Here is a 13,662-nt window from a genome sequence, read left to right as displayed (position 1 = left end):
GAATGTTCGGCGAAACAATTGACGGCCCGCAAGGCAGACTCTACGGTGGAACAGATATTTGGTCAACGGCGACCGAGTGAGGAGGCACCGACCGGTGCACACCGCGGAGAGCGACCCCGACGACGGACATCAGTTCGAGCTGTTGGCGTGCGCGATTGCCGGCCGTGAGGTCAAGATCGCCGATCTGGCACCCGGGGAACCGGCGTGGACCGACGGCGTCCGCATCCACCTCGACCCGAGCGCCGACGCCGAGGAGCGGCTGCGCACGGTGGCTACACAGGCCAGCCTGATCGCCGCCGGCAGCCTGGAGCCCGAGCTGCTGCGCCGGATCGGCCGGCGCAACGGCCTGGCCCGCCGGTACCTCAGCATCGAGGGGGACCGGGCGCTGCGGGTCAACGAGGTGCTGCCGCCCGCGCTGCACCCGCTGCTGCGCACCGACTCCGGGCTGGTCGCCACCGATGCCGCGCATTCCCTCGAGCTGGCCCGAAGCTCCGCCGACGTCCCCGACCCGCCGTCGCACTTTGGTGTGCTGCGGGCCAAGAAGCTGCTGGCCGGCGGCATCGCCGAGGCCGCCGAGCCCGGTGCGGCCGGGCACCGGCCGCGGCACAACAAACCCTCCGAGCTGCACGAACTCGACGCCGAGGACGAGGAACCGTCCGATATCACCGACCCGTTCTCCAGCCCGGTCGGCGGCGGCGGCCCGATCGGGAAACTGCTGCAGAAGCTGCTCGGGGCGGCCCGCCAGCTCGGCAGCGGCGGCAGCCCGGGGGCCGACAGTGCCACCCACCGGTCGTCGCGCAACTCCCGGGCCGGCACCGGGGTGTTTTCCACCGCCGGCGCGCTGCCCGAGGACTCCGCCCAGGAGGCGGCCGCCGAGGGCTGGGTCTACCCGGAGTGGGACGCCAAGGCACACCGCTACCGGCCGGACTGGTGCACCGTCACCGAATCCGACCCACCCGACGGCGACCAGGACCTGGTGGTCCCGGAGCGGCACGCACTGCGCCGCCCGTTGACCAGGCTCGGCATCACCCGCGACCGCTGCCACCGGCAACCGGTCGGCGACGATATCGACATCGACGCCGTGGTCGACGCCCGCGTCGACCTGGCCGCCGGATCGGTGCCCGACGAACGCGTCTACCTCGACAACCTGCCGCGTCGGCGCGACCTCGCGGTGCTGGTGCTGCTGGACGTGTCCGGCTCGGCCGGGGAGGCCGGCACGCTCGGCCAGACCGTGCACGAACAGCAGGTCTTGACCGCGGCGACGCTGACCGTCGCACTCGGCGAACTCGGCGACCGGGTGGCGCTGTACGGCTACAACTCGCAGGGCCGCACGGCGGTGAACATGATCCCGGTCAAGCGGTTCGACGAGCGGATGGACACCCTGTCCCTGCGCCGGCTGGCCGCGCTGCAGCCGGGCGCCTACTCCCGGCTTGGCGCCGCCATCCGGCACGGCGCGGCCATCATCGCCGATCGGGGCGCCACCTCGCACCGGCTGCTGGTCGTCATCTCCGACGGACTGGCCTACGACCACGGCTACGAGCGGGGCTACGGGGCCGCCGATGCGCGCCGGGCCCTCGGCGAAGCCCGCCGCCAGGGCATCGGCTGCCTGTGCCTGACCGTCGGCGCCGACACCGAGCACGAGGATCTGCAACGGGTGTTCGGCAGTGCCGCGCACTCCGCGATCGCCAAGCCGGCAGAACTGGCCGGCGTCGTCGGGCCGCTGTTCAAGGCCGCGCTGCGCTCGGCGGACACCCGGCGCAAGGTCTCCTGAGACTTCCCGGCGCCACCGCGGCGCCGACCGAACAACCGACTCAGCCTTCGATGAAAGGATCACCATGACCGCGACGCTGAGCCCCGCACGACCGTTCTACCAATCGGTGGGCAATGAGGAACAGGTCTTCAAGGCCGCCTACCACCAGGGACTGTCGATCGTGTTGAAGGGCCCGACCGGGTGCGGCAAGACGCGCTTCATCGAGGCCATGGCCCACGATCTGGGCCGGCCGCTGATCACGGTGTCCTGCCACGACGATCTGACCACCGCCGACCTGGTCGGCCGCTTCCTGCTGCGCGGCGGGCAGACCGAATGGGTCGACGGCCCGCTGACCCGCGCGGTGCGCGAGGGCGCGATCTGCTACCTCGACGAGGTGGTGGAGGCCCGCCAGGACACCACCGTGGTGCTGCACCCGCTGGCCGACCACCGCCGCCAGCTGCCGGTGGAGCGGCTGGGCATCGTGCTGGACGCCGCGCCCGGATTCGGGTTGGTGACCTCGTACAACCCCGGCTACCAGAGCGTGCTCAAGGACCTCAAGGACTCCACCCGCCAGCGGATGGTCGCGATCGAGTTCGGCTATCCGGCACCGGAGGTCGAGGAGTCCATCGTCGTGGCGGAGACCGGGCTGGATCGCGCCGCGGCCGCGGACCTGGTGCGTCTGGGTCAGGCGATCCGACGGCTGGAGACCGGGGGACTGCGCGAGGTGGCCTCGACCCGGGTGCTGATCACCGCGGGCCGGCTGATCCGCGAGGGGCTGAGCCCACGCGAGGCCGCCCGGGCCGCCGTCGCCGGTCCGCTGACCGACGACCCCGTGGTCACCCGGGGTCTCGTCGAAATCATCGACACCTATTTGCCCGCAGGTGATTGACCGCGGCCGGCCCGCGGTTTACCGTATGGAACAAATATTAGGTTGTACCCTCGGCGGAGCGTCGCACCGCCGCCCGACACCGCACGGAAGGTTCAATGTCCTACGAAAGCGCCGCTGAACCAATCAAAATCGGCTACCTGATGGACTTCCGGCTGCCGGATTCCTATCCGCAGCACATGCGCGACGATCTCTCCCTGCCGTTCGAGCTGATCTTCGGCGAAGCCCGCGAGCAGGGGCTCATCGACCGCCCGGTGGAGATCGTCTACCGCGAGGTCGAGGGACTGCCCAAGGGGTCGGTGAAGGCCGTGATCGATGCGTACGGCGACCTGGTCGACGAGGGCTGCCTGGCCGTCTTCGGACCGCACATCACCGACAACTGCGTGCCGACCCGCGAGGCCATCGAGGAACGGTTCAAGGTCCCGGCGCTGAGCGTCACCGGCAGCGACGACTGGCTGGGCGAATGGACTTTCTCCTTCCCCCAGGGATCGCTGACCGATGAGCCGATCTTCTGGGCCGACCTGCTGGTCAAGGGCGGGCACCGCACCGTCGGGGTGATCGTCGAGCAGTCCTTGGTGGGCCGCAGTTATCTGCAGCACTTCCGGGCGGCCGCGGCTCGGTCCGGGATCACCATCGTCGCCGAGGCCGAGGTGGCCCAGACCGCCCAGGACGTCGGCGCGGCCGTGCACCGGTTGCACGCGGCGGCTCCGGATGCGCTGGTGCACTGCGGTTTCGGGTTCGGCATCGTCTTCGTCAACCCGGTGCTGGCCGAGCTGGGCTGGGATCCGCCCCGGTTCACCTCCACCGCATTCCAGAACGCCTGGATCAACCCGATCATGTGGAACGCGTTCCTGGGCTGGACCGGAGTGGACCAGTACGACGAGGCCAACGCCGTCGGGCAGCGCTACCTGGACCGGTTCGAGCAGCGCTTCGGCCGCCGGCCGCAGTACTGCGTCCCGATGGTCAACCACGACGTCGCCAACACCCTGCTGCGGGCCATCACCGACGCCCGCCCGCTGAGCCCCCGCGGGCTCAAGGAGGCCCTCGAGCGGGTCAAGATGGTCCCGGCGGCCGCCGGTGCGCCCGGCACCCGGGTCTCGTTCGGCAACTGGACCCGGCGGGCCTGGATGGGCGCCGGGTACCTGGTCGCCCGGCGGCTGGACCCCGACGGCGTCAACTCCCATCTCGTCGACCGCTTCGGAGAGGACGCCCGATGACGATTCAGGAACACGAGCCGGCCACCGGGTCCGGCGACGAGGTCGCCAAACAATCTGCACCCAAACGATCACTGTGGCCGTTCTTCTGGCTGATCTTCGCGGTGGTGATCGTCTCCCTGGTCGCCCACAACGCCCGTACCGGCCCGCAATCCGACCGCATCCGCAACCCCAACGTGGAGGGCAACCCGCGACCGGTGAAGCCGATCTTCGGCTTCGACCACTGGGTGACGGTGCTGGAGATCTTCACCATCATCGCCTGCACCATCATCATCATCGTGCTGCTGATCGCCTGGCGGCGAAACCCGCGCAGCCCGCTGCTGATGATGGCCCTGATCACGACGTTCATCGTGTGGCAGGACCCGATCATGAACTGGTCACCGTTCGCGGTGTACAACCCGGACCTGTGGCACTGGCCCGAGGACTGGCCGCTGGTGTCCATATCGCCGACGGTCGAGCCGTTCCTGGTCTTCGGCTACGTGCTGTTCTACTTCGGTCCGTACTTCCCGGCCGTCTGGATTCTGCGAAAGATCCAGGCCCGCAAGCCCGTCGACTCCTTCGTCTGGCGGCACCCGCTGTGGAGCATGGCCGGCCTGATCCTGGTCATCGGCTTCATCTTCGACGCCATGCTGGAGATCACCCTGGTCCGCACCGGGATGTACATCTACTCTCAGGTGCCGCCGTGGGGGTCGATCTTCGCCGGTGACACCTTCCAGTTCCCGCTGATCTGGGAATCGATCATGGTCACCTGGGTGATGATCCCGGCCGGCATCCTGGTCTACCGCGACGACACCGGCAAGACCGTCGCGGAGAAACTCGCCCAGAAGGCGCGCATCTTCCCGAAGCGTCCGTTCTTGGGCATGTTCATCGTGATGTTCGTGTTCATCAACGTCGCCTACTTCGCCTACGGCGGTGGGTTCTGGCTGCTGAAGGTCAGCCGGGTCTCCACCTCGGTGGCCTGCCCGTGGCCCTATCCCGAGGCGAAAGTCTATGACCCGCAGGGCTTCTACCAGGTCAACGGGCAACCGGGACCGTTCTCGGTGGGTAAGTGGTCGACCTGGGCCAGTGCCGAGCCGGGCGGCCTGGACCGCACCGAGTTGCCGACCGGCCCCGGGCGATGCGGACCCGGCCAGTGAGCGCACCGCGCACCGCCGTCATCACCGGCGCGTCGCGGGGTCTCGGCCTGGCGTCGGCGATCGAGCTGTACCGGCAGGGCTGGCGAGTGGTGGCCGCCATGCGGTCCACCGAGGCCGGACTGGCCCGGTTGCGCGAGGTCACCGGCGCCGGCCCGGAGGATCCCCGGCTGCTGGCGGTGAGCCTCGACCTGACCGAGCCGGCATCCATCGACGCGGCCGCCGCGCAGATCCTGGAGACCGTCGGCGCCCCGGATGCCCTGGTGCACAACGCCGGAATCTCGGCCGCCGGCATGGTGGAGGAGACCCCGCCGGAGCTGTGGGAGCAGATGTTTGCGACCACACTGTTCGGCCCGCTGCGACTGACCACCGCCCTGCTGCCCGCCATGCGGGAGGCGGGCAGCGGACGGATCGTGCTGGTCTCCAGCGCCGGGGGAGTGCGCGGGATGCCCGCGACGGCGGCCTATTCGTCGGCCAAGGGCGCACTGGAACGCTGGGGTGAATCCCTGGCCGCCGAGGTCGCGCCGTTCGGCATCGGGGTGACGGTGCTGATCACCGGCACCTACGACACCGACATCATCACCGACGCCGGAACCCAGGACCAGCGCGACTTCGACGGGCCGTACGCCCGGCTGCACTCCGGGATGGACCGCCGCGGCCGGCTCGCCATGAAGATGGCCCGTCCGGCGTCGAAGTTCGCAGCCGGACTGGCCAAGGCCCTCGACGACGACGCGCCGTATGCACGGCGACCCGTCGGGCCCGACGCCCGAATGCTGTTGGTGATCAACCGCGTACTGCCGTCGGCCGCCATGCACCAGATGATCCGCACCATGCTCGGCATCCCGCGGCGGGGTGCCCTGAGACCTACCACTCCCACTAGCTCCACACCTCGTACCCCCGCGGAGGCCTGAACCATGCACGAATCCCGAATGCTGATCGACGGCAAGCTCATCGAGGGCCAGGCCGGGATGTTCGCCAACATCAACCCGGCCACCGAGACCGTCATCGGCGAGGTTTCCGACGCCTCGGCCGCCGATATGCAGCGGGCCATCGATGCCGCGCGACGGGCCTTCGACGAGACCGGGTGGTCGGTCGACCGCAAGTTCCGGCAGCGTTGCCTGCTCCAGCTGCAGGAGGCCCTGGAAGCCGAGAAGGAGGACCTGCGCGAGGAACTGATCGCCGAGGCCGGCTGCCCGCGCGCGATCACCCACGGCCCCCAGCTCGACGCCCCGCTGTCGGACGGCCTGACCTATCCGGCCGAACTCATCGACGGCTACGCCTGGGACACCGACCTGGGCGATGCGCTGGTGTCGGTGACCGGGATGAACACCCGCCGCCGCGTCTGGCGCGAGCCGGTCGGCGTGGTGGGCGCCATCGTGCCGTGGAACTTCCCGTTCGAGGTGACCATCCACAAGCTCGGCCAGGCCCTGGCGACCGGCAACACCGTGGTGCTCAAACCCGCCCCGGACACCCCGTTCAACGCCACCCGAATCGGCCGGCTGATCGCCGAGAAGACCGACATCCCTGCCGGTGTGGTCAACGTGGTGACCGCGTCCGACCACCTGGTCGGCGAGGAGCTGGTGATCTCGCCCAAGGTCGACATGATCTCGTTCACCGGCTCGACGGCGGTGGGCCAGCGGATCATGGAGAAGGGCGCCGCCACCATGAAGCGGCTGTTCCTGGAACTGGGCGGCAAATCGGCCACCATCGTTCTGGAGGACGCCGACTTCGCACTCGGCTGCATGATGGGCATCGCACCGTGCATGCACGCCGGACAGGGCTGCGCCAACCCCACCCGGCTGCTGCTGCCCCGGTCCCGCTACGCCGAAGGCGTGGAGATCCTGACCGGGATCTACTCCGGCGTCGCCCCGGGCGACCCGCAGGACGCCGGCACCCTCTGCGGCCCGGTGATCAACGCCCGCCAGCGCGACCGGATCCGCGGCTACATCAACGCCGGCATCGCCGAGGGCGCCACGCTGAGCGTCGGGGGCCCCGAGGTGCCCGACGGCCTGGAGACCGGATTCTATGTGCGCCCCACGCTTTTCACCGACGTCGACAACTCGATGACGATCGCCCAGGACGAGATCTTCGGACCGGTGCTGGTGGTCATCGGATTCGACGACGAGGACGACGCCGTCCGCATCGCCAACGACAGCCGCTACGGGCTGGCGGGCAACGTGATGGCCGGCAGCGTCGAACACGCGCTGGCGGTGGCATCGCGGCTGCGCGCCGGCTTCATCGGCATCAACGGTACCGCCGGCTACGGCGCCGACACCCCGTTCGGCGGCTACAAGGCCAGCGGCGTCGGCCGACAGAACGGAACCGCCGGGTTCGACCAGTACACCGAGATCAAATCGGTTGCCTACCCGGCGAATTGAGAGAGGAAACTTTCGTGCAGCTCTTCGACGACCTGGAGGACTTCGGCGCCTTCGACGACGTGGTCTCGGGCAATGTCCGGGACCCGTACACCGAACTGGCCCGGATGCGCCGGGAGAACCCGATCCAGCGGATCGACATGTCCGGAATGCCCGGCGAGGAAGGCAAGCCCGTCTTCATCGTGTACCGGCACGAGGACATCACCACCATGCTCCGGGACAACGAGACGTTCTCCTCGGCCATCGTGATCAGCGCCTTCGGTGACGTACTGGGCCAGCACGTCATGCTCGGCATGGACGAACCCGAACACGGCCGTCACCGCGCCCTGGTGGCCAAGGCATTCAGTCAGAAGACCCTGGCGCGCTGGGAAACCGGGCTGGTCGCCCGGGTCGGCAACGACCTCATCGACGCGTTCGCCGGCCGCGGCACTGCCGACCTGGTCAAGGAGTTCAACTTCCCGTACCCGACCCGGATCATCTCCGGCATTCTCGGCCTGCCCGAAGAGGACTTCCCCCAGTTCCAGCGCTGGTCCATCTCGCTGCTGAGCTTCACCATGAACCCCGAGCGGGGCAAGGCCGCGTCCGTGGCGCTGGAGCAGTACTTCGCCCCGATCCTGGCGGCGCGGCGCGCCGAGCCGCGCGAGGACCTGATCAGCAGCCTGGCCGAGGCCGAGATCGACGGCGAAAAGCTCTCCGACGACGAGATCTACTCGTTCCTGCGGCTGCTGCTGCCGGCCGGCATCGAAACCACCTACCGGGCCTTCGGCAACCTGATGTTCGCCCTGCTGAGCAACCCCGAGCAGCTCGACGCGGTGCGCAACGACCGCACCCTGCTCGCGCAGGCCATCGAGGAGGCCGTGCGGTGGGACGCGCCGCTGCTGACCATCACCCGGGTGGCCACCTGCGACACCGAACTCGGCGGGGTGCCCATCCCGGCCGGCTCCTCGGTGATGCCGATGCTGGGGGCGGCCAACCGGCAGGAGGACCGCTATCCCGATCCGGACCGGTTCGACATCTTCCGGGAAGCCAAGGGCGCGTTGGTGTCCTGGGGCTACGGCGCGCACGTCTGTCTCGGCATGCACCTGGCCCGGCTGGAGATGCGCACCGCCGCCAACCTGCTGTTCGACCGGCTGCCGAACCTGCGCCTGGATCCCGGCGACTCCGACCCGCACATCCGCGGCCAGGTGTTCCGCTCACCGACCACGCTGCCGGTGCGGTTCGACGTATGAGTGAGCCCCTCCTGTTCAACGAACGGGTCGTGGTGGTGACCGGTGCCGGCCGGGGGATCGGCCGTTGCTACGCACTGGAACTGGCCGCCCGCGGGGCGTCGGTGGTGGTCGCCGACAACGGCAGCGGTATCGATGGCTCCGGCGGGTCCGCGGACCCGGCGCGCCAGGTCGTCGACGAGATCACCGAGGCCGGCGGTTCGGCGGTGGCCTGCGTGGCATCGGTGACCGACGAGGCGGCGGCCGGCGGGATCATCGAGACCGCGCTCACCCGATTCGGCCGGATCGACGCGGTGATCAACAACGCCGGGATCCACGACCCGGGGCCGTTCACCGAACTGTCCATCGACCAGTACCGAACGATGCTGGACGTGCACTACTTCGGCACCCTGTACCTGACCCGCGCGGTCTGGCCGCATTTCGTCGACCTCGGCTACGGCCGGGTGGTCAACACCGTCTCCGAGGCCATGTTCGGCGGCATCGCGGAGTTGTCGAGCTACGGCTCGGCCAAGGGCGCGGTGCTGGGCCTGACCCGCAATCTCGCCACCGAAGGGTACCCGCACGGGATCGCGGTGAACGCCGTGGTGCCACGGGCCCACACCCGGATGTCCGGGTCGCACTCGGACAAGCTCGCCGCGGACATGGGGGTGCCGCAGGAGGTGATGGACCAGATCAACGCGAGCATGCCGCCGCAGCTGTGCGCACCGGCCGCGGTGTACCTGGCCCACCCGAGCTGCTCGATCAGCGGCGAGATGCTGCGGATCGGTCTGGGCGGAGTGGCCCGGATCGCCATCGTGCACTCGACCGGTCTGGACAAGCCCGATCTGAGCGCCGAGGACATCGCCGAAAACATCGACGCAGTAATGGATCTCACCGGAGCGCAGGTGGCGCTCGCGGTGCCGGTATGACGGGAGACGCAATGACGGATATCACCGAGGCAACCAAATCGGACGAGTTCGCCGATGTGGACTTTTTCACCGACCCGAGCCTGATCCCGGACCCGTACCCGTATTTCGACTCCCTGCGCCGGCGTTGCCCGGTGCTGCCCGACGGGCCCGGCGGCAGCGTCGTGATCACCGGGTATCCGGAAGCGTTGTCGGCGTATAAGGATTCCGCATTCTCGTCGTGCAACGCCGTAGTCGGCCCGTTCGCGCCGATGCCGTTCACCGCGACCGGCGACGACGTCCGCGACCTGATCGCCGCGCACCGCGACCAGATTCCGATGGCCGAGCACGTCGTCACCATGGACGGCGACGACCACACCCGCACTCGCGGACTGCTGTCCCGGCTGATCACCCCGAAGCGGCTTTCGGAGAACGAGGAGTTCATGTGGCGCCTCGCCGATCAGCAGCTCGACTCGTTCGTCGCCAAGGGCAGTTGCGAGTTCATGGCGGACTACGCAAAACCGTTCTCCATGCTGGTGATCGCCGATCTGCTCGGGGTTCCCGAATCCGACCACCAGGAGTTCCGCGCGGTGCTCGCCGATCAGCTGGTGGGGGAGCTGGACTCCGAGCTCGCGCACAACCCGCTGGTGTGGCTGGACGACAAGTTCACCGAGTACATCACCGAGCGCCGCGAACAGCCCCGCGGTGACGTGCTGACCGAGCTGGCTGAGGCGCGCTATCCCGACGGCTCCGAACCGGCGGTCGACGAGGTGGTCAAGCTCGCGACGTTCCTGTTCGCCGCCGGCCAGGAAACCACCACCAAGCTGCTCAGCGCGGCGATGCGGGTGCTCGGTGAGCGACCCGACGTGCAGGCCGCCATCCGCGCCGACCGCAGCCGGATCCCGGTGTTCCTGGAGGAGACGCTGCGGCTGGAAAGCCCGGTCAAGAGCCACTTCCGGTTCGCCGCCGAGACGACCAGCGTCGGCGAATGCCCGATCGCCGCCGGAACGACGATCATGCTGCTGCCCGGTGCCAGCAACCGCGACCCCGAGAAGTTCGAGGAGCCCGGGGAGTTCCGGATGGATCGGCCGAATGTGCGTGAGCACATCGCGTTCGGACGCGGCGCACACTCCTGCCCCGGTGCGCCGCTGGCGCGGGCCGAGGGCCGGATCTCGATGAACCGGATCCTGGACCGGATGGCCGATATCCGCATCGACGAGACCCGGCACGGCTCCGCCGAGGACCGGCACTACACCTACGACCCGACGTTCATCATGCGCGGGCTCTCGGACCTCTACCTGACGTTCACCCCGGTGTAGTCACACCGGCGCCGCTACTCGGCGGTGAGCATCAGGTAGTCGGCCGATAGGCGTTGGCGGGCATCGAGGTCCTGGTTGGACATCGCCTGCAGCACGATGTTGTCGTGCACCAGCATGCACCAGGTATTGACTCTCTGGTCGGCGTCGCCGGCTGTCTGCTGCATGCAGCGAGCGGGAGGTAAACCGTGCACTCCGTCGACCTCGTTCCAGCCGGCTCCGCCCATCCGTGAGAAGTACGTGTCCAGCACCTTTGTGGCGCCCGCGTTGTCGCGTGCGCGGATCAGCGAATCATCCAGATCGGCGTAGAAGTCGACGCCCGTCTCGGTAAACAGCTGTTGCGCCCAAGCCTGGTCGGTCTGGAAGATCAGTGCGCCGTGCGGACCGTACGCGCCGTTCTGTACGACGGCATTCTTGTCGTCGGGAAATCGCATCCGGGCCAGAAGCCCGGTGGGATCGCGAGGCAGAGCCGCCAGGCCGTCGGCGAAAGTTGGCTTGTACGCGTCGATCAGAGGGATCTGCTGATCGAGCGTCTTGGCAACCAGTTCGGCGGAGGCGTCCACGCTGGTTTTGGTGACAACGTCCTGGGAGAGCACATAGGGTCCGTGGGCTAGGTAGGAGACCACGTGATAGCTCGTCGTCGGGTTGTCCCCGGTGATGGCTACCGTGTAGGTGCGTGCGGATGCGTCCGAATATCGCGGAATTGACTGCGGGGAAACCGAATACGGTGTGCGACTGAATGGATCTTCCTTGTTGTTGGAAGCTTCGGCCATCTGGGTTGCCGCGGCGGTGGCATCGGCGGGTGTGTTGAAAAGTAGGACGGCGTTCTGCAGGTAGCGGTCGTAGACCGGCTTCTTGTCGTCGTTGCCGGTGATCGACAGACCCGCAACCCAGTTGTGGTCGTTTATAGGCCCTTCGAGAGCTTTGTTCTCCAGAGCCAATGCGGCGTTTTTGGCGTTCGTAAAGGGGCGGGTGTACCGCGGCTGGAGGTTGGCCAGCGCCGGGTCGACCTGAAACGGGAAGATGGCGTTCTCATACATCCGGCGGGCCTCGATGACGCGGCCCCGTTGGGGATTGTCGGCATTGCCCAGCGGTGCAGCCGGCGTGGTCGGGTAGTTACCCGTATCGAGCAGTGCAATGTTGACCTCGTCCGGGTTGTAGCCGGGATCGCGCTGCGCCTCCCCGGCCGATATCTGTGCGCAACCGGTGAGCAGCAGTGCAGCCGACGCGGTCAGCGCCAGCGCAGACCGGAAACTGATTGACATGTGCGCCCCCTCATGCGTGCGGAATCTTGGTTCTGATCTGCGTGGCGATGGTGCTGGCCGGCGTCCCGGACAGGTCCGTTCGGCACGCCAGCACATCGATGACAATGTTGTTGCTGACAGTGAGCGCATGCTCGCACCCCCGATTTCCCTCGCTGAGCGAGCGCTTGAGCGACAGGATGCCGTCATTGCTCTGCACTCTGCCCGGTGTCCAAGTCCGCTTGCCGCCGGCGTCGTCAGCAGTCGGGTAGATCGTGATGTCTCCGTTGCACTGCTGCCACAGCTGGCTCTGCCGGGCGACGAAGGTCTGCGCGAGGTCGGCAGAGTCGAACGCGACGACGCCTTCCGCCACCTCTGCGTTGGGACCGGACAGCACCCTCGAGTACATGGCCTTGTAGCCGGTGTCCGCGTACTGCTTACGCTGCAACGGAAATACGGCCCCGACTGGGCATTTTAAGTATGTTATGGAGTCGTCGTTGTAGGCGTCAGTGCTCGGTTCCTTGCCTACCAACTGATCCGCCATGATCGCGTTCAACTGGTCGGTTTGCAGCAGCAGCTTCGGCAGGTCGGCTTCGACTGCCAGTGGCACCGCCGATGACTGTGGCGTTGCAGTGTGGGGCACGGACCCCGGGGGGTGGTCGTCGGATCCGCTGAGCAGCACGGTCGCGGTAGCACCGACGATGATGACCACGCCACCGAGTGCAGCCAACAACTTGACTCGGTGGCTCTTGTTCGATGTTGCGCCCAAACCGGCACGCGACAGCAGAGTGGTTGGCGCCGAACCGATATCGACCGCGCCAGTGAACGCCGCCATCGCCGCGTCGACGAATGCCCGGCAACTCGGCCAGCGGTCCCCGGGTTCCTTGGCCATCGCCTTGGCGATGACGTCGTCGAGGGCCGGCGGTAGCCACGGGGCCAGCTCGCTGACCCGCGGCGGCGGCTGGGTCAGGTGCGCCATCATCACCGCGGCCACACCGGTCGCCGCACCGAACGGGAGCTTGCCGGTGAGCAGCCGCACCAGCGAGCAGGCCAGTGAATACTGGTCGGCCCGGCCGTCGACGGCGGTGCCGTTGATGGCCTCCGGGCTGGCATACGGCATGGTCGCCACGATCGACCCGGTGGCGGTGTGGTGCATCGCGTCGTCGAGGGCCCGGGCGATACCGAAGTCACCGAGCAACACGCGCTCGTCGGGACCGATAGGGCCGGTCAGCATGAAGTTGGCCGGCTTGACGTCGCGGTGAATCATATTACGCCCGTGCGCGTAATCGAGGGCGTCGGCCACCGCGGAGACGATGTGCAGCGCACGGTGCGCGGTCATCGTGCCGGCCTGCAGCGCGGCGTCGGCGTCGGTGCCGTCGACGAACTGCATGGCGATCCACAGTTTGCCGTCGGTCTCGCCCCGGTCGTAGACCGAGACGATGTTCGGGTGGTCCAGCATGGCCGCGATGTCGGCCTCGCGCATGAACCGCCCGCGGAACTGCGGATCGGCCGACAGCTCCGCGGACAGTACCTTCAGGGCGTCGGTCCGGGGCAGCTGCGGATCGCGCACCGCGTAGACGGTGCCCATCCCACCCGAGCCGACCACCCGCTGCACGCGGTAACCGGCGATGACAGAC

11 protein-coding genes are annotated in these 13,662 nt (G+C 68.2%); 9 read left to right on the top strand and 2 right to left on the bottom strand.

Going from position 1 to position 13,662, the window contains the following annotated elements; all coding sequences use genetic code 11:
* Positions 1 to 94: 94 nt before the first annotated feature.
* The 9 genes from G6N16_RS14215 (at position 95) to G6N16_RS14175 (ending at position 10,787) form a co-directional block, all read left to right on the top strand.
* Positions 95 to 1,771: a nitric oxide reductase activation protein NorD gene (locus G6N16_RS14215; protein WP_179961207.1), complete on the top strand. Its 1,677-nt coding sequence runs from the start codon at positions 95 to 97 to the stop codon at positions 1,769 to 1,771.
* A gap of 64 nt (positions 1,772 to 1,835) precedes the next feature.
* Positions 1,836 to 2,639 (top strand): CbbQ/NirQ/NorQ/GpvN family protein, encoded by an 804-nt coding sequence (locus tag G6N16_RS14210; RefSeq protein ID WP_083029031.1) that lies wholly within the window; start codon positions 1,836 to 1,838, stop codon positions 2,637 to 2,639.
* A gap of 95 nt (positions 2,640 to 2,734) precedes the next feature.
* Entirely contained in the window at positions 2,735 to 3,853 is a 1,119-nt protein-coding gene (locus tag G6N16_RS14205; protein WP_083029030.1) for an ABC transporter substrate-binding protein, read from the top strand.
* On the top strand, positions 3,850 to 4,986 hold the full coding sequence (locus tag G6N16_RS14200; RefSeq protein WP_083029029.1) for a spirocyclase AveC family protein: 1,137 nt from the start codon (positions 3,850 to 3,852) through the stop codon (positions 4,984 to 4,986). Before G6N16_RS14205 ends, G6N16_RS14200 begins: the two co-directional genes overlap by 4 nt.
* Positions 4,983 to 5,894, top strand: a complete 912-nt coding sequence (locus G6N16_RS14195) for an SDR family oxidoreductase (protein WP_179961206.1) — start codon at positions 4,983 to 4,985, stop codon at positions 5,892 to 5,894. The genes G6N16_RS14200 and G6N16_RS14195 overlap by 4 nt, the downstream gene beginning before the upstream one ends.
* An 18-nt stretch (positions 5,895 to 5,912) precedes the next feature.
* Positions 5,913 to 7,361 carry an aldehyde dehydrogenase family protein gene (locus G6N16_RS14190; RefSeq protein ID WP_083029080.1) on the top strand — a complete coding sequence of 483 codons (1,449 nt, stop codon included), beginning with the start codon at positions 5,913 to 5,915 and terminating at the stop codon, positions 7,359 to 7,361.
* Positions 7,362 to 7,375: 14 nt separating this feature from the next.
* Positions 7,376 to 8,587: a cytochrome P450 gene (locus G6N16_RS14185; RefSeq protein WP_083029027.1), complete on the top strand. Its 1,212-nt coding sequence runs from the start codon at positions 7,376 to 7,378 to the stop codon at positions 8,585 to 8,587.
* Positions 8,584 to 9,492, top strand: coding sequence for an SDR family NAD(P)-dependent oxidoreductase (locus G6N16_RS14180; RefSeq protein ID WP_083029026.1), 909 nt, complete (start codon positions 8,584 to 8,586; stop codon positions 9,490 to 9,492). Before G6N16_RS14185 ends, G6N16_RS14180 begins: the two co-directional genes overlap by 4 nt.
* 11 nt (positions 9,493 to 9,503) lie before the next feature.
* The gene (locus G6N16_RS14175) at positions 9,504 to 10,787 is read left to right on the top strand and encodes a cytochrome P450 (protein ID WP_110810690.1); all 1,284 of its coding nucleotides are present in this window, start codon (positions 9,504 to 9,506) and stop codon (positions 10,785 to 10,787) included.
* Positions 10,788 to 10,801: 14 nt separating this feature from the next.
* Here G6N16_RS14175 and G6N16_RS14170 read toward each other — a convergent pair whose 3' ends face one another.
* Both G6N16_RS14170 and G6N16_RS14165 read right to left on the bottom strand, forming a co-directional pair.
* Complete coding sequence (locus G6N16_RS14170) at positions 10,802 to 12,049, bottom strand: DUF7373 family lipoprotein (RefSeq protein ID WP_083029024.1); 1,248 nt, start codon at positions 12,047 to 12,049, stop codon at positions 10,802 to 10,804.
* 10 nt (positions 12,050 to 12,059) lie between these two features.
* A complete protein-coding gene (locus tag G6N16_RS14165; protein WP_163787890.1) occupies positions 12,060 to 13,640 on the bottom strand; it encodes a serine/threonine-protein kinase PknH/PknJ in 1,581 nt (526 codons plus the stop codon).
* Positions 13,641 to 13,662 lie beyond the last annotated feature (22 nt).

Origin of the sequence: Mycolicibacterium insubricum, assembly GCF_010731615.1 — a bacterium.
Lineage (GTDB): Bacteria > Actinomycetota > Actinomycetes > Mycobacteriales > Mycobacteriaceae > Mycobacterium > Mycobacterium insubricum.
The sequence above is the reverse complement of the archived record's forward strand: the minus strand, read 5'-3'. Positions and strand labels throughout refer to the sequence as shown.